This window comes from Streptomyces sp. MS19 (assembly GCF_047200595.1).
GTDB lineage: Bacteria > Actinomycetota > Actinomycetes > Streptomycetales > Streptomycetaceae > Streptomyces.
The window spans coordinates 73,627-94,965 of the sequence record NZ_JBJZOH010000007.1; the positions used below are offsets into that span (position 1 = coordinate 73,627).

General features: G+C 70.7%; 19 protein-coding genes. 18 read left to right on the forward strand and 1 reads right to left on the reverse strand.

The annotated features are described in order from the left end of the window. Positions 1–6 precede the first annotated feature (6 nt). The gene (locus ACL02R_RS09855; RefSeq protein ID WP_412796483.1) at positions 7–3,912 is read left to right on the forward strand and encodes a DNA-directed RNA polymerase subunit beta'; all 3,906 of its coding nucleotides are present in this window, start codon (positions 7–9) and stop codon (positions 3,910–3,912) included. A gap of 124 nt (positions 3,913–4,036) precedes the next feature. Here the strand turns inward: ACL02R_RS09855 and ACL02R_RS09860 are convergent, their stop codons facing one another. Then, positions 4,037–5,296 carry an LCP family protein gene (locus ACL02R_RS09860; RefSeq protein ID WP_412796484.1) on the reverse strand — a complete coding sequence of 420 codons (1,260 nt, stop codon included), beginning with the start codon at positions 5,294–5,296 and terminating at the stop codon, positions 4,037–4,039. Between the two features lie 241 nt (positions 5,297–5,537). On the opposite strand from ACL02R_RS09860, the gene rpsL reads away from it, so the two are divergent. The 17 genes from rpsL to rplB all read left to right on the forward strand — a co-directional run bounded on the left by rpsL (position 5,538) and on the right by rplB (position 21,331). Further along, positions 5,538–5,909 carry a 30S ribosomal protein S12 gene (gene rpsL / locus ACL02R_RS09865; protein WP_049572471.1) on the forward strand — a complete coding sequence of 124 codons (372 nt, stop codon included), beginning with the start codon at positions 5,538–5,540 and terminating at the stop codon, positions 5,907–5,909. Positions 5,910–5,911: 2 nt separating this feature from the next. Continuing rightward, on the forward strand, positions 5,912–6,382 hold the full coding sequence (gene rpsG, locus ACL02R_RS09870; protein ID WP_052849178.1) for a 30S ribosomal protein S7: 471 nt from the start codon (positions 5,912–5,914) through the stop codon (positions 6,380–6,382). 38 nt (positions 6,383–6,420) lie between these two features. After that, the gene (gene fusA, locus ACL02R_RS09875) at positions 6,421–8,541 is read left to right on the forward strand and encodes an elongation factor G (protein WP_412796485.1); all 2,121 of its coding nucleotides are present in this window, start codon (positions 6,421–6,423) and stop codon (positions 8,539–8,541) included. 174 nt (positions 8,542–8,715) lie between these two features. Beyond that, complete coding sequence (tuf, locus tag ACL02R_RS09880; protein ID WP_362962001.1) at positions 8,716–9,909, forward strand: elongation factor Tu; 1,194 nt, start codon at positions 8,716–8,718, stop codon at positions 9,907–9,909. 221 nt (positions 9,910–10,130) lie between these two features. Then, complete coding sequence (locus tag ACL02R_RS09885; protein WP_412796486.1) at positions 10,131–10,523, forward strand: DUF485 domain-containing protein; 393 nt, start codon at positions 10,131–10,133, stop codon at positions 10,521–10,523. Next, a complete protein-coding gene (locus ACL02R_RS09890; protein WP_412796487.1) occupies positions 10,520–12,223 on the forward strand; it encodes a cation acetate symporter in 1,704 nt (567 codons plus the stop codon). Before ACL02R_RS09885 ends, ACL02R_RS09890 begins: the two co-directional genes overlap by 4 nt. A 189-nt stretch (positions 12,224–12,412) precedes the next feature. Further along, on the forward strand, positions 12,413–13,075 hold the full coding sequence (locus tag ACL02R_RS09895; protein ID WP_412796488.1) for an NAD(P)-dependent oxidoreductase: 663 nt from the start codon (positions 12,413–12,415) through the stop codon (positions 13,073–13,075). A gap of 87 nt (positions 13,076–13,162) precedes the next feature. Next, a complete protein-coding gene (locus tag ACL02R_RS09900) occupies positions 13,163–14,218 on the forward strand; it encodes a DUF5954 family protein (protein WP_412796489.1) in 1,056 nt (351 codons plus the stop codon). Positions 14,219–14,300: 82 nt separating this feature from the next. Then, a complete protein-coding gene (locus tag ACL02R_RS09905) occupies positions 14,301–15,371 on the forward strand; it encodes a sensor histidine kinase (RefSeq protein ID WP_412796490.1) in 1,071 nt (356 codons plus the stop codon). Beyond that, the gene (locus tag ACL02R_RS09910) at positions 15,368–16,096 is read left to right on the forward strand and encodes a LytR/AlgR family response regulator transcription factor (protein WP_412796491.1); all 729 of its coding nucleotides are present in this window, start codon (positions 15,368–15,370) and stop codon (positions 16,094–16,096) included. The genes ACL02R_RS09905 and ACL02R_RS09910 overlap by 4 nt, the downstream gene beginning before the upstream one ends. Then, positions 16,093–16,470, forward strand: a complete 378-nt coding sequence (locus tag ACL02R_RS09915) for a hypothetical protein (RefSeq protein ID WP_412796492.1) — start codon at positions 16,093–16,095, stop codon at positions 16,468–16,470. The genes ACL02R_RS09910 and ACL02R_RS09915 overlap by 4 nt, the downstream gene beginning before the upstream one ends. A gap of 38 nt (positions 16,471–16,508) precedes the next feature. Next, positions 16,509–17,966 (forward strand): cation acetate symporter, encoded by a 1,458-nt coding sequence (locus ACL02R_RS09920; protein WP_412796617.1) that lies wholly within the window; start codon positions 16,509–16,511, stop codon positions 17,964–17,966. Between the two features lie 496 nt (positions 17,967–18,462). Then, positions 18,463–18,771 carry a 30S ribosomal protein S10 gene (rpsJ, locus tag ACL02R_RS09925; RefSeq protein ID WP_016473429.1) on the forward strand — a complete coding sequence of 103 codons (309 nt, stop codon included), beginning with the start codon at positions 18,463–18,465 and terminating at the stop codon, positions 18,769–18,771. Between the two features lie 16 nt (positions 18,772–18,787). Continuing rightward, the gene (rplC, locus tag ACL02R_RS09930; RefSeq protein WP_362961985.1) at positions 18,788–19,432 is read left to right on the forward strand and encodes a 50S ribosomal protein L3; all 645 of its coding nucleotides are present in this window, start codon (positions 18,788–18,790) and stop codon (positions 19,430–19,432) included. A gap of 8 nt (positions 19,433–19,440) precedes the next feature. Then, complete coding sequence (gene rplD, locus ACL02R_RS09935; protein ID WP_412796493.1) at positions 19,441–20,115, forward strand: 50S ribosomal protein L4; 675 nt, start codon at positions 19,441–19,443, stop codon at positions 20,113–20,115. After that, complete coding sequence (gene rplW, locus ACL02R_RS09940; protein ID WP_362961981.1) at positions 20,115–20,453, forward strand: 50S ribosomal protein L23; 339 nt, start codon at positions 20,115–20,117, stop codon at positions 20,451–20,453. Before rplD ends, rplW begins: the two co-directional genes overlap by 1 nt. Positions 20,454–20,494: 41 nt before the next feature. Continuing rightward, complete coding sequence (gene rplB, locus ACL02R_RS09945) at positions 20,495–21,331, forward strand: 50S ribosomal protein L2 (RefSeq protein WP_362961979.1); 837 nt, start codon at positions 20,495–20,497, stop codon at positions 21,329–21,331. Positions 21,332–21,339: the final 8 nt, after the last annotated feature.

Genomic DNA, 21,339 nt, shown 5'->3' on the forward strand with positions numbered 1-21,339 from the left:
ACGAGAGTGCTCGACGTCAACTTCTTCGACGAGCTGCGGATCGGCCTCGCCACCGCTGACGACATCCGTCAGTGGTCCCACGGTGAGGTCAAGAAGCCGGAGACCATCAACTACCGCACCCTCAAGCCCGAGAAGGACGGCCTCTTCTGCGAGAAGATCTTCGGCCCCACCCGGGACTGGGAGTGCTACTGCGGCAAGTACAAGCGCGTCCGCTTCAAGGGCATCATCTGTGAGCGCTGCGGCGTCGAGGTGACCCGCGCCAAGGTGCGCCGCGAGCGGATGGGCCACATCGAACTGGCCGCCCCCGTCACCCACATCTGGTACTTCAAGGGCGTCCCGTCGCGCCTGGGCTACCTGCTCGACCTCGCGCCGAAGGACCTGGAGAAGGTCATCTACTTCGCCGCGTACATGATCACGTACGTGGACGAGGAGCGCCGTACGCGCGACCTGCCGTCGCTGGAGGCCCAGATCTCCGTCGAGCGCCAGCAGGTCGAGCAGCGCCGCGACGCCGACCTGGAGGCCCGCGCCAAGAAGCAGGAGTCGGACCTCGCCGAGCTGGAGGCCGAGGGCGCCAAGGCCGACGTGCGCCGCAAGGTGCGCGAGGGCGCCGAGCGCGAGATGAAGCAGCTGCGCGACCGCGCGCAGCGCGAGCTGGACCGTCTGGACGAGGTCTGGGCCCGCTTCAAGAACCTGAAGGTCCAGGACCTGGAGGGCGACGAGCTGCTCTACCGCGAGCTGCGCGACCGCTTCGGGACCTACTTCGACGGCTCGATGGGCGCCGCCGCGCTCCAGAAGCGGCTGGAGACCTTCGACCTGGAGGAGGAGGCCGAGCGGCTGCGGGAGATCATCCGCACCGGCAAGGGCCAGAAGAAGACCCGCGCCCTCAAGCGGCTCAAGGTCGTCTCGCCGTTCCTCCAGACCTCCAACAGCCCGCGCGGCATGGTCCTCGACTGCGTCCCGGTGATCCCGCCGGACCTGCGGCCGATGGTGCAGCTGGACGGTGGCCGCTTCGCGACCTCCGACCTGAACGACCTGTACCGCCGCGTCATCAACCGGAACAACCGCCTGAAGCGGCTGCTCGACCTCGGTGCCCCCGAGATCATCGTGAACAACGAGAAGCGGATGCTCCAGGAGGCCGTGGACGCGCTGTTCGACAACGGCCGGCGCGGCCGTCCGGTCACCGGCCCCGGCAACCGCCCGCTGAAGTCGCTGTCCGACATGCTCAAGGGCAAGCAGGGCCGCTTCCGCCAGAACCTGCTCGGCAAGCGCGTGGACTACTCCGCGCGTTCCGTGATCGTCGTCGGTCCGCAGCTGAAGCTGCACCAGTGCGGTCTGCCGAAGGCGATGGCGCTGGAGCTGTTCAAGCCGTTCGTGATGAAGCGCCTGGTGGACCTGAACCACGCGCAGAACATCAAGTCGGCCAAGCGCATGGTCGAGCGCCAGCGCACCGTGGTGTACGACGTCCTCGAAGAGGTCATCGCCGAGCACCCGGTGCTGCTGAACCGCGCCCCGACCCTGCACCGCCTCGGCATCCAGGCCTTCGAGCCGCAGCTGGTCGAGGGCAAGGCCATCCAGATCCACCCGCTCGTCTGCACCGCGTTCAACGCGGACTTCGACGGTGACCAGATGGCCGTGCACCTGCCGCTGTCCGCGGAGGCGCAGGCCGAGGCCCGCATCCTGATGCTGTCCTCGAACAACATCCTCAAGCCGGCCGACGGCCGCCCGGTGACCATGCCCACCCAGGACATGGTGCTCGGCCTCTTCTTCCTCACCACGGACGAGGAGGAGCGCGAGGTCAAGGGCGAGGGCAGGTCGTTCGCCTCCACCGCCGAGGCGATCATGGCCTTCGACGCCGGGGAGCTGTCGCTCCAGGCGAAGATCGACATCCGCTTCCCGGTGGGCTCCGTGCCGCCCCGCGGCTGGACCCCGCCCGCGCCCGCCGAGGGCGACGGGTCCGAGGAGTGGCAGCAGGGCGACAGCTTCCGGATGCGCACCACGCTGGGCCGGGCGCTCTTCAACGAGCTGCTGCCGGAGGACTACCCGTTCATCGACCAGTCCGTCGGCAAGAAGCAGCTCTCGCAGATCGTCAACGACCTCGCCGAGCGCTACCCCAAGGTGATCGTCGCCGCCACGCTGGACAACCTGAAGTCCGCCGGTTACTTCTGGGCCACGCGCTCGGGCGTCACCGTCGCGGTCTCCGACATCGTCGTGCCCCCGGTCAAGAAGCAGATCCTTGCCGACTACGAGGCGCAGGACGAGAAGGTCCAGAAGCAGTACGAGCGCGGCCTCATCACCAAGGACGAGCGCACGCAGGAACTGATCGCGATCTGGACCAAGGCGACGAACGAGGTCGCCGAGGCCATGAGCGAGAACTTCCCGAAGGTCAACCCGATCTTCATGATGGTCGACTCGGGCGCCCGCGGAAACATGATGCAGATGCGTCAGATCGCGGGCATGCGCGGCCTCGTCTCCAACGCGAAGAACGAGACCATCCCGCGGCCGATCAAGGCGTCGTTCCGCGAGGGCCTGTCCGTGCTGGAGTACTTCATCTCCACGCACGGCGCCCGCAAGGGCCTCGCCGACACCGCCCTGCGGACCGCCGACTCCGGGTACCTCACCCGCCGTCTGGTGGACGTCTCCCAGGACGTGATCATCCGCGAGGAGGACTGCGGCACCGAGCGCGGCCTGAAGCTGAGCATCGCGGCCAAGGGTCCCGACGGCGTGCTGCGCAAGGCGGAGGACGCCGAGAGCAGCGTCTACGCCCGCTGTCTGGCCGAGGACATCGTCGTGGACGGGAAGGTGCTGGCCCCGGCCGGGACCGACCTGGGCGACGTGCTCATCGACGAGCTGGTCGGCCACGGCGTCGAGACGGTCAAGACCCGCTCGGTCCTGACCTGCGAGTCGGCCGTCGGCACCTGCGCCATGTGCTACGGCAGGTCGCTGGCCACCGGCAAGCTGGTGGACATCGGCGAGGCCGTCGGCATCATCGCGGCCCAGTCCATCGGTGAGCCCGGCACGCAGCTGACGATGCGCACGTTCCACACCGGTGGTGTCGCCGGTGAGGACATCACGCAGGGTCTGCCGCGTGTGGTCGAGCTGTTCGAGGCCAGGACGCCCAAGGGCGTCGCGCCGATCTCCGAGTCGGCGGGCCGCGTGCGGATCGAGGAGACCGAGAAGACGAAGAAGGTCGTCGTCACCCCGGACGACGGGTCGGACGAGACCTCCTACGCGGTCTCCAAGCGGTCCCGTCTGCTGGTGGGCGAGGGCGATCACGTCACGGTCGGCCAGCCGCTGACCGTCGGCGCGGCGAACCCGCACGACGTCCTGCGCATCCTCGGCCAGCGTGCCGTGCAGATCTACCTGGTGGGCGAGGTCCAGAAGGTCTACAACTCCCAGGGTGTCGCGATCCACGACAAGCACATCGAGATCATCGTCCGGCAGATGCTGCGCCGGGTGACGATCATCGAGTCGGGCGACGCGGAGCTGCTGCCGGGCGAGCTGGTGGAGCGCTCGAAGTTCGAGAGCGAGAACCGGCGCGTCGTCGCCGAGGGCGGCCACCCCGCCTCCGGCCGTCCGCAGCTGATGGGCATCACCAAGGCGTCGCTGGCCACCGAGTCGTGGCTGTCGGCGGCGTCCTTCCAGGAGACGACCCGGGTGCTCACCGACGCGGCGATCAACGCCAAGTCGGACTCCCTGATCGGCCTCAAGGAGAACGTGATCATCGGCAAGCTGATCCCGGCCGGTACGGGCCTGTCCCGCTACCGCAACATCCGGGTGGAGCCGACCGAGGAGGCGAAGGCCGCGATGTACTCGGCCGTCGGGTACGACGACATCGACTACTCGCCCTTCGGCACCGGCTCCGGCCAGGCCGTTCCGCTGGAGGACTACGACTACGGCCCCTACCAGGGCTGATCCTCGCGCGAGCAGCAGTACGCGGGCCCGTCCGGGCGGCATCGTCGCCGCCCGTGGCGGGCCCGCGGGCGTGTGGTGGCGCGTGCGGGCGGCCGGTGCGGGCGGCCGGTGCGGGCGGGCGCGGTCAGCGCACCTCGTCGCCCAGCTGTTCGGGGGCCGCGTCGGTGGTGAGGAACTCCGCCATGGCGTCGTCGCGCATGGCCTCCCACAGGGGCGCCGCCGCCTCGTCGTCGAGGAGCACGACCGACTGGCCGCGGCGGCGGTCGGTGCCGGCGACGGGGGCGTTCATGAAGCTGACCTCGTCCCCCCTGATGCCGCGCAGGTCCCAGGCGAGGGAGCGCAGGTCGCCGTTGCTGAGCTGGTCGTCGACGCTGACGACGTCGCCGACGGTGCCGAGCAGCCCGGTCAGGCGGCCGGGGTCGGTGAGCGTGCCGGAGCCGGCGGTCTGGTCGAGCAGGGCCCGCAGGAAGTTCTGCTGGCGCCTGGTGCGGTCGAAGTCGCCGCCGGGGAGCGACTTGCGCTCCCTGACGTAGTCGAGGGCCTCGCGGCCGTCCATGCGCTCGCCGTCCACGGTCACGCCGCCGACGGCGTCGGTGAACGCGCGGAAGCCCGACCAGTCGATGACCGCGACGTGGTCGACGCGTACGCCCGTGAGGTTCTGCACCGTCTCCACCAGCAGCGCGGGGCCGCCCCAGGAGTAGGCCGCGTTCAGCTTGGCCTCGCCGGCGCCGGGGATCTCGGTCCACGTGTCGCGGGGGAGCGAGACGACGGAGACGGTCTCGCGGTCGGCGGATATCTGGGTGAGCATCATCGTGTCGCTGCGGGCCACGCCCGCCTGCCACCGCTCGTCCGGGTCGGGCGCCCGGTCGTCGTCCACGCCGATCAGCAGGTACACCTGCGCGTCGCCCTCGACGCGGGGCGGCTGGGCGCCGGCCGGCAGGTGCGTCGGCAGGGCGTCGGGGATGCGTTCGATGGAGTCGAGCGCCTCGTCGGTCTCCCACCACAGCCAGGCGGCCGCGGCGCCTGTGGCGGCGATCACCAGGGCCAGGACGGCGGCCACCACCAGCGGCCAGCGGCGCCTGCGGCGCGGCGGCGTCCGCGCGCCGCCCTTCCCGCCGTCTCCCCCCGCGTCGTCCTCCTCGCCGCGGGCGGCCGCCGTGACGTCCGCCGGGCCGGGGGCGGAGGGCTCCGCACCGTCCCCGTCAGGGGATATGTCCCCGGCGTCGTCCTGGCCGTCCCCGGCATCCCCGCTGCCCCCTCCGCTGCCGCCGGCCTCCCGTTCGGCGCTGTCGGGACTGTCGGTCCCGTCGGTTCTTTCGGTACGCTCGCCACCGGCCGTGGTGCTGCCCGCGGCGGCCCCTCCTGTGTCCCCACGCGTGTCCATGGGGTCATTGTGCGTGCGCAGCCAATCATTTTGACCGCAGCCCCCGGGGTAGGTACCCTCTGACCTTGTGCCTGGGGTGTTCCCTGCGCTTTTTCCTGCCGCATGGACTCCGGGATCTGCGTCCCTCCCGCTCCGCGAGGAGTTCGGACACCCGCAGTCTCTCCGACACACCCGACCGCGTGGGTCGGGGAGTGGCCCAGGTTAGCTTTATCGAGATCGGCACAGAGAAACCGGAGATACGGTGCCAACGATCCAGCAGCTGGTCCGGAAGGGCCGGCAGGACAAGGTCGAGAAGAACAAGACACCCGCGCTTGAGGGCTCGCCCCAGCGCCGCGGTGTCTGCACGCGTGTGTTCACGACCACCCCGAAGAAGCCGAACTCGGCGCTGCGCAAGGTCGCCCGTGTGCGACTGAGCAACGGCATCGAGGTCACGGCTTACATCCCGGGCGAGAACCACAACCTTCAGGAGCACTCCATCGTGCTGGTGCGCGGTGGCCGTGTGAAGGACCTGCCGGGTGTTCGCTACAAGATCATCCGCGGTTCGCTCGACACCCAGGGTGTCAAGAACCGCAAGCAGGCCCGCAGCCGTTACGGCGCCAAGAAGGAGAAGTAAGCATGCCTCGTAAGGGCCCTGCCCCGAAGCGTCCGGTTCACATCGACCCGGTCTACGGCTCCCCTCTGGTGACCTCGCTGATCAACAAGGTGCTGCTGAACGGCAAGCGCTCCACCGCCGAGCGCATCGTCTACGGCGCCATGGAAGGCCTGCGGGACAAGACCGGCAACGACCCGGTCATCACCCTCAAGCGCGCCCTGGAGAACGTCAAGCCGACGATCGAGGTGAAGTCCCGCCGCGTCGGTGGCGCCACCTACCAGGTGCCGATCGAGGTCAAGCCCGGTCGCTCCTCCACCCTGGCCCTGCGCTGGCTGGTGGGCTACTCGCGCGCCCGTCGCGAGAAGACGATGACCGAGCGGCTGATGAACGAGCTGCTCGACGCGTCGAACGGGCTGGGTGCCTCCGTCAAGAAGCGCGAGGACACCCACAAGATGGCCGAATCCAACAAGGCCTTCGCGCACTACCGCTGGTAGTCGCGCCCCCATCGAGACCGAGAGAAGACTGAAGCCATATGGCTACCACTTCACTTGACTTGGCCAAGGTCCGCAACATCGGGATCATGGCCCACATCGACGCGGGCAAGACGACGACCACCGAGCGCATCCTGTACTACACCGGCATGAGCTACAAGATCGGTGAAGTCCACGACGGCGCCGCCACGACGGACTGGATGGAGCAGGAGCAGGAGCGCGGCATCACGATCACGTCCGCCGCGGTCACCTGTCACTGGATCCTGGACGACGTCGACAACACCATCAACATCATCGACACCCCCGGTCACGTCGACTTCACGGTCGAGGTCGAGCGTTCGCTCCGTGTCCTCGACGGTGCCGTCACGGTGTTCGACGGTGTCGCCGGTGTCGAGCCGCAGTCCGAGACGGTGTGGCGTCAGGCCGACCGCTACGGTGTGCCGCGTATCTGCTTCGTGAACAAGCTGGACCGCACGGGCGCGGACTTCTTCCGCTGCGTCGACATGATCGTCGACCGGCTGAAGGCCACCCCGCTGGTCATGCAGCTGCCGATCGGCGCCGAGGCCGGATTCAAGGGCGTGGTGGACCTCGTCCGGATGAAGGCCCTCGTCTGGTCCGAGGAGACCAAGCTCGGCGAGATGTACGACGTCGTGGACATCCCCGCGGACCTGCGCGAGCAGGCCGAGGAGTGGCACACCAAGCTCGTCGAGGCCGTCGCCGAGAACGACGAGGAGGTCATGGAGCAGTACCTGGAGGGCGAGGAGCCTTCCCAGGAGCAGCTCGTCGCGGCGATCCGCCGCGTCACCCTGGCCTCCACCGGGACCGGCGACACCACGATCACCCCGGTGTTCTGCGGCACCGCGTTCAAGAACAAGGGCGTGCAGCCCCTGCTCGACGCGGTCGTGCAGTACCTGCCGTCGCCGCTGGACGTCGAGGCCGTGGAGGGCACCTCGCCGCGTGACCCCGAGCAGGTCATCGCGCGCAAGCCGTCCGAGGACGAGCCGCTCGCGGCTCTCGCGTTCAAGATCGCCAGCGACCCGCACCTGGGCAAGCTGACCTTCATCCGGATCTACTCCGGCGTGCTCCAGGCGGGCGCGCAGGTGCAGAACTCCGTGAAGGAGAAGAAGGAACGCATCGGCAAGATCTACCGGATGCACGCGAACAAGCGTGAGGAGATCGACCGCGTCGGCGCCGGCGACATCGTCGCCGTCATGGGTCTGAAGCAGACCACGACCGGCGAGACCCTGGCCGACCCGGCCAACCCGGTGATCCTGGAGTCGATGGACTTCCCGGCCCCGGTCATCGAGGTCGCGATCGAGCCCAAGTCCAAGGGCGACCAGGAGAAGCTGGGTGTCGCCATCCAGCGTCTCGCCGAGGAGGACCCGTCCTTCCAGGTGAAGGCTGACCAGGAGACCGGTCAGACCATCATCGCGGGCATGGGCGAGCTTCACCTCGACATCCTGGTCGACCGGATGAAGCGTGAGTTCAAGGTCGAGGCGAACGTCGGCAAGCCGCAGGTCGCGTACCGCGAGACGCTGCGCAAGACGGTGGACCGGCTCGACTACACGCACAAGAAGCAGACCGGCGGTTCCGGGCAGTTCGCCAAGGTGCAGATCGCCCTGGCGCCGCTGGAAGGCGACGGGTACGAGTTCGAGAACAAGGTCACCGGTGGCCGCATCCCCAAGGAGTACATCCCCTCGGTGGACGCGGGCTGCCAGGAGGCGATGGAGTTCGGCGTGCTCGCCGGCTACCCGCTGACCGGTGTCAGGGTGACCCTGCTCGACGGCGCGTACCATGACGTCGACTCCTCCGAGATGGCCTTCAAGATCGCCGGTTCCATGGCGTTCAAGGAAGCCGCTCGCAAGGCCGGACCGGTCCTGCTGGAACCGCTGATGGCCGTCGAGGTCACCACGCCCGAGGACTACATGGGCGATGTGATCGGTGACATCAACTCCCGCCGTGGCCAGATCCAGGCCATGGAGGACCGCAGCGGTGCCAAGGTCGTCAAGGCGCTGGTCCCGCTGTCGGAGATGTTCGGTTACGTCGGTGACCTCCGCTCCAAGACCTCGGGTCGCGCGAGCTACAGCATGCAGTTCGACTCCTACGGCGAGGTTCCCCGGAACGTCGCCGAGGAGATCATCGCGAAGGCCAAGGGCGAGTAAGCCCGTAGGCTGGAGCCAGAGGGTGTCCGGGGGCCTCGTGCCCCCGGCCGCCCAGCCCATCAGCGAAGCGGTCAAGGGCATCCCCCTCGGGGTCCTGGCCGATTCGGTCGACATTTCTGAAAACCTCCCGCGCAGTGCGAGGGGCGTACAGCATCAGTCCACAGGAGGACCCCAGTGGCGAAGGCGAAGTTCGAGCGGACTAAGCCGCACGTCAACATTGGCACCATCGGTCACATCGACCACGGCAAGACGACTCTTACCGCGGCGATCACCAAGGTGCTGCACGACGCGTACCCGGACGTGAACGAGAGCTTCGCGTTCGAGAACATTGACAAGGCTCCCGAGGAGCGTCAGCGCGGTATCACCATCTCCATCGCGCACGTCGAGTACCAGACGGAGAACCGTCACTACGCTCACGTTGACTGCCCGGGTCACGCGGACTACATCAAGAACATGATCACCGGTGCCGCGCAGATGGACGGCGCCATCCTCGTGGTCGCCGCCACCGACGGCCCCATGCCGCAGACCAAGGAGCACGTGCTCCTGGCCCGCCAGGTCGGCGTCCCGTACATCGTCGTCGCGCTGAACAAGGCCGACATGGTGGACGACGAGGAGATCATGGAGCTCGTCGAGCTTGAGGTCCGTGAGCTGCTCACGGAGTACGAGTTCCCGGGCGACGACGTCCCCGTCGTGAAGGTCTCCGCGCTGAAGGCGCTGGAGGGCGACCCGGAGTGGGCCAAGAGCGTCCTGGAGCTCATGCAGGCCGTGGACGACGCGATCCCGCAGCCCGAGCGTGACATCGACAAGCCGTTCCTGATGCCGATCGAGGACGTCTTCACGATCACCGGCCGCGGCACCGTCGTGACCGGCCGCATCGAGCGCGGTGTCCTCAAGGTCAACGAGACCGTCGACATCATCGGCATCAAGACCGAGAAGGCCACCACCACGGTGACCGGCATCGAGATGTTCCGCAAGCTCCTCGACGAGGGTCGCGCGGGTGAGAACGTCGGTCTGCTGCTCCGCGGCATCAAGCGCGAGGACGTCGAGCGCGGCCAGGTCATCATCAAGCCGGGTTCGGTCACGCCGCACACGGACTTCGAGGCGCAGGCGTACATCCTGTCGAAGGACGAGGGTGGCCGCCACACCCCGTTCTTCAACAACTACCGCCCGCAGTTCTACTTCCGTACCACCGACGTGACCGGTGTGGTGCACCTCCCCGAGGGCACCGAGATGGTCATGCCGGGCGACAACACCGAGATGCGCGTCGAGCTGATCCAGCCCATCGCCATGGAGGAGGGCCTGAAGTTCGCCATCCGTGAGGGTGGCCGGACCGTGGGCGCCGGCCAGGTCACCAAGATCATCAAGTGACCTGACAGCTTCACCAGCTCCACCCAGGGGCCCCGGTACCGCGTGCGCGCGGTGCCGGGGCCCCTGCGCGTGCGCGGCGCGGCGTCAGCGCGGCGGCGGGCCGTCGTCCGTTCGGCGCGGATATCGACCGTTCGCCGACAGGTGGGCCCGGCGCTCAGGCAGGGTGTGTGACGCTCTCGGACGTTTCCGGAGCACACGTCCCCCGAAGACAGGAGCCGGTGATGACGTCGACGCAGCCCGTCCCCGATGCCAGCGATCCGCCGGGCGGTGATCTGGAGGCACGGTCCGCCGCCATGTACGACGACCCGCGGTTCCGGGAGCTGCGGACGCGGCTGGTGCGCTTCGTCCTCCCGGCGAGCGTGGCGTTCCTCGCCTGGTACCTGCTGTACGTGCTGATGTCCGCGTACGCGCGCGGCGTCATGGCGCACGAGGTGATCGGCAACGCGAACGTGGCCCTGCTCTTCGGGCTGCTCCAGTTCGTGACGACCTTCGGCATCGCGATCCTCTACTCGCGCTACGCCAACCGCCGTTTCGACCCGCTGGCCGACGAGCTGCGCGACGAGCTGGAGCCGGGCACGGGCGTTCCCGCCGCCAGGAAGGGGGACGACGCATGATGCTGCTGGCCGAGGAGAGCACCTCGCAGGAGCGGCTGATCACCATGGTCCTGTTCTCGGCGCTGATCGCCGTGACGATCCTGGTGACGGTGCGCGCGAGCCGCAGGACCAGGTCCGCGACCGACTTCCACTCCGGAGGGCGCGGCTTCTCCGGCATCCAGAACGGCTTCGCGATCGGCGGCGACTACATGTCGGCCGCGTCGTTCCTCGGCATCGCCGGGATGATCGCGCTGTTCGGCTACGACGGGTTCCTGTACTCGATCGGCTTCCTCGTCGCCTGGCTGGTCGCGCTGCTGCTGGTGGCGGAACTGCTCCGGAACTCGGGCCGCTTCACGATGGCGGACGTCGTCTCGTACCGCATGCGGCAGCGGCCGGTGCGCACGGCGGCCTCGGTGTCGACGCTGACCGTCTCGATCTTCTACCTGCTGGCCCAGATGGTCGGCGCGGGCGCGCTGGTCGCGCTGCTGCTCGGCATCGAGGAGGGCGACACGTACCTCGGGATGAGCGCGGACACGGCGAAGATCGTCGGGATCGTCGTCGTCGGCATCCTGATGGTCGTCTACGTGTCCTTCGGCGGCATGACCGGCACCACGTGGGTGCAGATCATCAAGGCCGTGATGCTGATGGGCGGCGCGCTGCTGGTGACCGCGCTGGTGCTGTCGATCTACGACTTCGACCTCGGCGCCCTGATGAGCGACGCGTCGAACGCGAGCGGGGCCGGGGACGCGTTCCTCCAGCCGGGGCAGCGGTACGGCGTCGAAGTGGCCGGTGACGCCTGGCAGACGATGGTGAACAAGCTGGACCTCATCAGCCTGGGCCTCGCGCTGGTGCTGGGCACGGCGGGCCTGCCGCACATCCTCATCCGCTTCTACACGGTGCCCGACTCGAAGACCGCGCGGAAGTCCGTCAACTGGGCCATCGGCATCATCGGCACCTTCTACCTGCTGACGCTGGTCCTCGGCTTCGGCGCGGCGGCGCTCGTCGGCCGCGAGGCGATCACGGCGCAGAACACGGCGGGGAACACGGCGGCGCCCCAGCTGGCCGAGGCGGTCGGCGACCACTTCGGCGGGGACACGCTGGGCGCGATCATGCTGGCGTTCATCGCGGCGGTCGCGTTCGCCACGATCCTCTCCACGGTCGCGGGGCTGACGATCGCGTCGTCGTCCTCGCTGGCGCACGACTTCTACAACAGCGTGCTGCGCAAGGGGCGGGCGAGCGAACGGGAGGAGGTGCGCGTCGCGCGGTTCGCGGCCATCGGGGTCGGGGCGGTGTCCATCGTGCTTGCGGTCTTCGCGCAGAACCTGAACGTCGCCTTCCTCGTCGCCCTCGCGTTCGCCATCGCGGCCTCGGCGAACCTGCCGGTGATCCTCTTCAGCCTCTTCTGGAAGCGGTTCAACACCCGGGGCGCGGTCGCCGGCATCTACGGCGGGCTGATCTCCGCCGTCGGTCTGGTGTTCTTCTCGCCGGTCGTCTCCGGCAAGGGCGAGGACGCGTCGGGCAACAGCCTGTCGCTGTTCCCCGCGAGCGTGGACTTCCACTGGTTCCCGCTGGAGAACCCGGGGCTCGTCTCGATCCCGATCGGCCTGCTGTGCGCCGTCATCGGCACGCTGACGTCGCGCGAGGCGGACCCCGACCGCTTCGCCAGGCTCCAGGTGCGCGCCCTCACCGGCGCGGGGGCGGAGCGCGCCGGCTCGCACTGACCCGCCCTCCTGCCGCATCCCGTACGGGCCCCGCGCGGGCCCGCCAGGACCACCCTCCCCTGCCCGGGGCCTCGCGTTTCCCCACCCGAGGCCCCGGGCGCCTCCATGACGCGGCCGCCCCCCGGTGGCAGGCTGCGGGGGAGACGGGCGTCCGGCGGGCGGGCGCCCCGTACCACCGGGAGCAGCGCCTTGGCCACCATCGCCGTCTTCGGAGCCAACGGGACCATCGGCCGCCGCGTCGTGCGCGAGGCCCTCGACCGGGGGCACGCGGTCGTCGCCGTCGTCCGCGACCCCGAGCTGTACCGGGGGTCCGTCGAGCCGCACGACCGGCTGACGGTCGAGCCGGGCGACGTCCTGGACCCCGCCTCCGTCAGCGCCGTCGGGCGCGACGCGGACGTCCTCGTGAGCGCGGTGGGCGGCGGGGACGGCCCCGGGCACGCGGCGCTGATCGAGCCGTCCGCCCAGTCGCTGGTCGCCGGGCTGCACGCGCTGGGCGGGCGCGCCCCGCGGCTGATCATGGTCGGCGGCGCGGGCTCGCTGCGTACGCCGGGGGGCGCGCCGGTGTGGGACACGCCGGGGCTGCCGGACCAGGTCCGCCAGATCATGCACGCGCACGGGGACGCGCTCGCGTACCTGCGCGGCATCACCAGCGAGCTGAACTGGACGTACTTCAGCCCCGCCGGGACCATCGAGCCCGGCGCCAGGACGGGGGAGTACCGGACCGGCCTCGATGAGCTGATCACCGACGCGGACGGCGACAGCCGGATCTCGGCCGAGGATTACGCCGCCGCACTGGTGGACGAAATCGAGCGCCCGGCGCACCTCAACAAGCGTTTCACCGTGGGCTATTGAGCGCGCGGCGCGTCCCGTTCGTGCGCGGAAGTGTGAAGGCCGTGAAAGCGGGAGCAACGTAGCCCCTGCTGCCGTCACACTGGGCGCATGAAGGATTACCGGAAGAACTCGCAGCGCCACCTGACCTTCCGGGTGACCCACCGGGACGATCCCGTCTCGGAGGTCACCGAACAGGACGCGCTCCAGGCCGCCGGGCGCTACCCCCACGTCGTCCTGCGCGGTCCCGTCTTCGGCTACGCCGTGCAGACCCCCGAGGACGAGCCGGGCTGGCGGCTCCTCAGCGACGTGTCCGACGGCTTCCCCCAGCACTCGCGCGACGGGCTCAACTCGCACCTCTGGTTCAAGGCGAAGGACGAGACGGCCGCCGGCGACCCGCTGCGCGACCAGCTGCTCGCCGCCGTCGCCCGCCTGGAGACCGAGCCGGTGAACGAACTGCCGGTCGGCGACGCGCGCTACCGCATCGTCCGGGCCGACGAGTTCGCCCGCATCGGCCCCGACGGCATCGAGGGCCCGCGCCCCACCGACCCCGACGACCCCGGCCGCGACATCGGCGACCGCCGCGTCCGCGACAGCGAGAGCCGCACCATCGGCTTCCTGGTGGACCACGCGGCGCCCACCAGCGTCATGGAGAGCATCCAGCGCATGGAGCTGCTCACCCTCCACTACCAGGCCGAACGCATCCCCCGGCAGGTCCGCGACGACTCACGCGAGGCCCTCACCAGCCACCCCGGCGTCGTGCTGCTGCCCGCCACGTTCACGTTCGCCGAGCGCAAGACCGGCTCCTGGGAGCCGATGGCCGGCCTCCAGGCCAGCCCCGCGGACGCCCGCGCGACGCTCTACAACTACCTCGCCGAGTTCCTGCCCCACCTGGAGCGCGACACCTCCCCCGACGACGCGGCGGCCTACGCGGCGGCGGCCGAGGAGTTCCGCGAGGGGCCGCCCCGCTCCTCGCTCGACGTCCTCGGCCGCCACTTCCAGATCATCCGCGTCGAACGCCTCCTGCGCGTCGGCCCCGACGGCCCCGAGCCGCCCCGCCCGTCCGACGTCGACCCGTACGGCCCGACCGAGATCCACCCGCCGCTGCACGAGGTGGAGGCCATGGAGGCGGACGAACGGGGCGGCGCGCCCGCGGCGGGGGACTGAGCGCGCGGCCGAACGCCGATCCCGCGCACGGCGGGCTGCCGGGGGCCTACTGGCCGCCGCCGCACTCGGCTACGGTCGGGCCATGCTGGACCGGATACGGACGCGGCGCGACGGCGGCACCGAGGCCGGCGCGCGCCTGACCGTGCGCCTGCTCGGCCTCGTCCAGGACCTGGACACCGACCTGCGCGACGGCCTCACCGGCCGCGGCGCCCCCGCCGCCGCCCGGCGCCTGCGCCGCCTGCTGGCCGCGGGCACCGTCGTCCTGGCCGACCTCGACGGCCGCCCCGTCGCCGCCGCGGGACCGCCGCCCACGCCCGACGCGCTCGCCGCGCTCCTCGGGCAGGCCTACGAGGACGGCGGTCCCGCACACCGCCCGCCCTGGTCCGCCATGCCGCTCACCGTCGCCGGCGAACTGTCCGGCGCCCTCGTCACCGACGGCGGCGCGGGCCCCGAACTCACCGCCGTCGCCGGGCTCGTCGCCCGCTCCCTCGACCACGCCGCGCTGCGCCGCGCCCGCGGCCGCATCGCCCAGGCCGACCTGCGCACCCTGCGCGCCCAGATATCGCCGCACTTCCTGCACAACGCCCTCGCCGTCATCGGCGCCCGCATCCGCACCGACCCCGACCGGGCCCGCACCCTCCTCGGCGACTTCTCCGACTACCTGCGCTACAGCTTCTCCGCCAAGGGCGACTACGCCACCGTCGCCGACGAGCTCCAGGCCATCCAGACCTACCTGGAGCTGCAACGGGCCCGCTTCGACGACCGCCTCGAACTGTCCGTCCGGATGGCTCCCGAGGTACTCCCCGTCGCCATCCCCTTCCTCGTCGTCCAGCCCCTCGTCGAGAACGCCGTCCGCCACGGCCTCGAACCCAAGCCGGGCCCCGGCACCATCAGCGTCTCCGGCTACGGCGAGGGACCGCTGTGCGTGATCGAGGTCGAGGACGACGGCGTCGGCATGGACCCGGCGCTGGCCCGCGCGATCCTCGCCGGCAGCGGCCCGCCCGCCCGCCGCGTCGGCCTCGCCAACGTCGACCAGCGCCTGCGCACCGTCTACGGGCCCGAGCACGGCCTCGTCATCGAGACGGCGCCAGGCGGCGGCACCAAGGCCGTCATCCGCGTGCCCCGGTTCATGCGCGGGGTGACGGCGCGGTGAGCCTGCGCGTGCTCGTCGTCGAGGACGAGGCCTCCACCCGCCAGGAGCTGGCCCGCATGCTCACCGGCCTGCCCGAGGCCCCCGACGTGCGCGAGGCGGACGGCGGCGAGGCGGCCGTACGGCTGCTGGGCACCGGCACGTTCGACGCCGTCTTCCTCGACGTCTCCATGCCGGGCCTGGACGGGATGGCCGTCGCCCGCGTGCTGCGGATGCTGTCCCGGCCGCCCGCCATCGTCTTCGTCACCGCGTCGGAACGGCACGCCGCCGAGGCCGGCGGGCTCGGCGCCACCGACTACCTGCTCAAGCCCGTACGCCCCGAACGGCTCGCCGAGGCCGTCGCCCGCGTCGCCGCCCCCGGGGCCGCGCTGCCCGCAGACGAACTGGCCGTCGTGCAGGTCGAGACCGGCCGCCACACCGTCTTCGTCCGCCGCGACGACGTCCACTACGCCGAGGCGCAGGGCGACTACGTCCGCCTCCACACCGCACGCGGCACCCACCTCGTCCGCCTCTCCCTCTCCCACCTGGAGGAGGTCTGGGGCCCGGCCGGATTCGTCCGCGCCCACCGCGGCTACCTCGTCGCCGTCCACTGGGTCCGCGACCTGCGCGCCACCAGCTCCGCCGGGCTCCTCGCCCGCACCCCGGCGGGCGAGGTCCCCGTCAGCCGCCGCCACGCCCGCGCCCTCAAGGAACGCCTGATGGCCGCCGTCCGGGACGCCGCCCGGTGAGCGGCGGCCCGCGCCGCGTCCGCGTCACCAGCCCGCAGACGCGCATCGCCCTCTCCCGCCGCCATCGCCCGGCCCAGCACCTCGTGCCCCCGCCCGGCCCCGGCGCCGACGACGAGCAGGACACCCAGGCCGCCCGCGCCCTCTTCCTGCGGCAGCGCCGCCTCGCGCTGCGCGCCCTCGGACTGCTCGGCGCGCTGCTCCTCGGGCTCAGCGGCCTCCTCGCCGCCCTGCCCGCGCTCGACCGCGTCACCGTGCTGGGCTTCCCCGCGTCCTGGCTGCTGCTGATGGCCGCCGGATACCCGCTGCTGCTCGTGATCGCCGTCACGCACGTACGGGCCGCCGAGCGCGCCGAACGGGGGGCGCGGCGCCGGTGACGGGACTGCTCGCGATCGGGCTGCTGGTCGTCGCCAGCATGGCCATCGGCGTCTGGGGCGTGCGCGCCACCCGCTCGACCACGCCCGACTTCCTCGTCGCCTCGCAGCGCGTCGCCCCCGGCTGGAACGCGATGGCCATCGCGGGGGAGTACGTGTCGGCCGCGTCGGTCCTCGGCCTCGCCGGGCTGCTGCTGAAGGACGGCATCGGCAGCCTCTGGTACGCGGTGGGCTTCACCGCCGGGTACGTCGTCGTCGCCGCGCTGGTGGCCGGGCCGATGCGGCGCTCGGGCGCGTACACCGTGCCCGACTTCGCGGACTACCGGCTCGGGTCGCAGGCGATCAGGAAGCTGTGCGCCGTGATCGTGCTGGTGATCATGTGGCTGTACCTGGTGCCGCAGTTCAAGGGCGCGGGCATGGTGCTGCACCTCGTGAGCGGCACCCCGTACTGGGTCGGCGTCGTCCTGGCGGGGGCCGTCGTCACCGTCTCGATCGCGGCGGGCGGGATGCGCTCGGCGACGTACGTGCAGGGCTTCCACTACCTGGTCAAGCTGCTGTTCATCGCGGTCCCGGCCGTCTTCCTCGTCGTCCACGCGGGCGAAGACGCGCGGGAGGCGGCGCTGCGCGTGGACCTCAGCGAGTGGAGCCGCCCGCTGCTCGACGTGCAGGACGCGGGCCTGCCGCTGCTCGCGACCTGGTCGGTGCTGCTGGCCACCACGCTGGGCGCCGCCGGGCTGCCGCACGTCGTCATGCGCTTCCACACCAGCGACAGCGCGTGGACGGCCCGGCGCGTGGCGGTGGGCGTGATCGTGCTGCTCGGCCTCTTCTACATCTTCCCGGCGGCGTACGGGCTGCTCGGCCGCGTCTTCACGCCGGGGCTCGGGGACGGCGGGGACACCGACACCGTCACCGTCGTCCTGCCGGGGGAGATCGTCGCGGGCCGCTGGGGCGCGGTGCTCACGGCGCTGGTGGCGACGGGCGCGTTCGCCGCGTTCCTGTCCACGTCGTCCGGGCTGCTGATGGCGCTGGCGGGCGGCCTCTCGCACGACCTGTCGCGCGCGAGCGTGCCCCGGCTGCGGGGCGCGGTGGCGGGCGGGGCGCTGGTCGCCGTGCTGCTGTCGCTGCCCGCGCGGGCGGTGGACATCAACGTGGCGGTGGGCTGGGCGTTCGCCGTGGCGGCGTCGACGTTCTGCCCGCTGCTCGTCCTCGGGATCTGGTGGCGCGGGCTGACGGCGGCGGGGGCCGCGGCGGGGCTCGCCGCCGGTGTCCTGTCGGCGACGGGCGCGGCGCTCGCGTCCGTGCTGACCGACGCGGGGCCGGGATGGCTCGTCGTGCTCCTGGCGCAGCCCGCGGCCTGGACGGTGCCGCTGGCGTTCGCCGTGATGATCGCGGTGTCGCTGCGCGGTACGCCTCCCGAATGGGCGGAACGCGCGGTGCTCCGCCTCCACACCCCCGGCCCGTCGGCCCGGTGGGAGGGAGATCACAGCACGCCGGGTTGACGCGGCGCGGGGCCGTGCCCCGGGCGGGGGACGCGTCAACGGGCGGGCGCGCGGGCCGAGTACGGGGTGCGAGGGCGCCGTCCATAGCAGGCGCGGAGGCGCCGTGGCGCGGCGGGGTGCCGGGTGGGGCCGGAATCCTTGGGCCGATTGGCCCCGGCGGCGGGCGGTGTGGCACACTGACCAGGTTGCTCGGTTGGCAGCCGATGCTGCGCGCCTCCCGCCGGGAGGACCGGAAGCGAGTCCCACTGTATTCGTCGCCCCTGATCAGGTGCGGAAATACCGGGATCTTCCGGGAAGCGTGGGCGGGGCTCCAGCCAGGCACCCGGTGGAAGTTCTCCCCACACTCCTCACGGAGGAAACCCCCTGCGGTGTGAAACCCAGGTGGCGCGTTCCGAAGGTGAGTACGACACGCCCGACCGCGTGGGTCGGAGCGGGGGTGGGGAAGGCGCCGCCGGACTGCCAGAGCGTGAAGAAGAGACAGGACTGCGAACCAGCCATGGCGGGACAGAAGATCCGCATCCGGCTCAAGGCCTACGACCACGAGGTCATCGACAACTCGGCGAAGAAGATCGTCGAGACGGTGACCCGCACGGGTGCGTCGGTCGCGGGCCCGGTGCCGCTGCCCACGGAAAAGAACGTGTACTGCGTCATCAAGTCGCCGCACAAGTACAAGGACTCGCGCGAGCACTTCGAGATGCGCACCCACAAGCGGCTGATCGACATCCTCGACCCGACCCCCAAGACCGTTGACTCGCTGATGCGCCTGGACCTTCCGGCCGGCGTCGACATCGAGATCAAGCTCTGAGAGGCCTGGCAGAGAGATGACCAAGCAGATCAAGGGTGTCCTGGGCGAGAAGCTCGGCATGACCCAGGTCTGGGACGAGAACAACCGTGTCGTCCCGGTGACCGTGGTCAAGGCCGGACCCTGCATCGTGACCCAGGTGCGCACCAACGACCGCGACGGCTACGAGGCCGTCCAGATCGCCTTCGGCGAGATCGACCCGCGCAAGGTGAACCGCCCCCTCAAGGGCCACTTCGCCAAGGCCGACGTCACCCCGCGCCGCCACCTGGTCGAGCTGCGGACCGCCGACGCCGCCGAGTACACCCTCGGCCAGGAGATCACCGCCGAGGTGTTCGACTCCGGCGTCCGCGTCGACGTGACCGGCAAGAGCAAGGGCAAGGGCACCGCCGGTGTCATGAAGCGGCACGGCTTCAAGGGCCTCAGCTCCTCGCACGGCACCCAGCGCAAGCACCGCTCGCCGGGCTCCATCGGCGGCTGCGCCACCCCGGGCCGCGTGTTCAAGGGCCTGCGCATGGCCGGCCGTATGGGCAACGAGCGCGTCACCACCCAGAACCTGACCGTCCACGCCGTTGACGCGGAGAAGGGACTGCTGCTCATCAAGGGCGCCGTCCCCGGCCCCAACGGCGGCCTCGTCCTGGTCCGCACCGCGGCCAAGGGGGCGTGAGTTGAGCCATGAGTAACCCGAAGAGCATTGACATCCTCTCCCCGGCCGGCGAGAAGTCCGGCACGGTGGAACTGCCCGCCGAGATCTTCGACGCGAAGATCAGCGTCCCGGTGATCCACCAGGTCGTCGTCGCGCAGCTGGCCGCGGCCCGTCAGGGCACGCACAAGGCCAAGACGCGCGGCGAGGTCCGCGGTGGCGGCAAGAAGCCGTACCGCCAGAAGGGCACCGGCCGCGCCCGCCAGGGTTCCGTCCGCGCCCCGCAGTTCACCGGTGGTGGCGTCGTCCACGGCCCCGTGCCGCGTGACTACACCCAGCGGACCCCGAAGAAGATGAAGGCCGCCGCCCTGCGCGGTGCCCTCACCGACCGGGCGCACCACGACCGCATCCACGTCGTCTCCGGCGTGGTGGACAGCGAGGTCTCGACGAGGGCCGCGCGCGGCCTGTTCGGCAAGATCACGGAGCGCAAGAAGGTCCTGCTGGTCGCCGACCGTTCCGACGAGAACGCGTGGCTGTCGGCCCGCAACCTGCCCCAGGTCCACATCCTCGACCCGGGTCAGCTCAACACGTACGACGTGCTCGACTCCGACGACGTCGTCTTCACCAAGGCCGCCTTCGACCGCTTCGTGGCCGGCCGCACCGCGTCCGCCACGGCCGACGAGACGCCCGAAGGGAGCGACGCCTGATGAGTGACGGGACCACCGGCAACGGGACCTCCAGCAAGGAGTTCACCGCGCCGCACGACATCCTGATCAAGCCCGTCGTGTCCGAGAAGAGCTACGCGCTGCTCGACGAGAACAAGTACACGTTCATCGTCGACCCGCGGGCCAACAAGACCCAGATCAAGCAGGCCGTCCAGGCGGTCTTCTCGGTCAAGGTCGTCGGGGTCAACACCATCAACCGGCAGGGCAAGCGCAAGCGCACCCGCACCGGTTACGGCCGGCGCGCCGGCACCAAGCGCGCCATCGTGACTCTTGCCGAGGGCGAAAGCATCGACATCTTCGGCGGTCCGGTCCTCTCCTGACGGAGATACCGGTCCGTCCGATACCGGACGAGGACTAAGACATGGGAATCCGCAAGTACAAGCCGACGACGCCGGGCCGTCGAGGTGCCAGCGTCGCCGACTTCGTCGAGATCACGCGGTCCACGCCGGAGAAGTCGCTGGTCCGCCCCCTGCACAGCAAGGGTGGCCGGGACAACGCCGGTCGCGTGGCCGTCCGTCACCAGGGCGGTGGCCACAAGCGCGCCTACCGGGTGATCGACTTCCGCAGGCACGACAAGGACGGTGTGCCGGCCAAGGTCGCGCACATCGAGTACGACCCCAACCGCACCGCCCGTATCGCGCTGCTGCACTACGCGGACGGCGAGAAGCGGTACATCATCGCCCCGGCCCACCTGAAGCAGGGTGACCGGGTGGAGAACGGCGCCGGCGCCGACATCAAGCCCGGCAACAACCTGCCGCTGCGCAACATCCCGGTGGGTACCGTCATCCACGCGATCGAGCTCCAGCCGGGCGGCGGCGCCAAGTTCGCCCGCTCCGCCGGTGCCTCCGTGCAGCTGCTCGCGAAGGAGGGCCGCATGGCCCACCTGCGCATGCCCTCCGGTGAGATCCGCCTGGTCGACGTCCGCTGCCGCGCCACCATCGGCGAGGTCGGCAACGCCGAGCAGTCGAACATCAACTGGGGCAAGGCCGGCCGGATGCGCTGGAAGGGCGTCCGCCCGAGCGTCCGCGGCGTCGTGATGAACCCCGTCGACCACCCCCACGGTGGTGGCGAGGGGCGGACCTCGGGTGGTCGCCACCCGGTCTCCCCCTGGGGCAAGAAGGAAGGCCGTACTCGCTCGCCGAAGAAGGCCAGCAACAAGTACATCGTCCGCCGCCGCAAGACGAACAAGAAGCGCTAGGAGCAGGT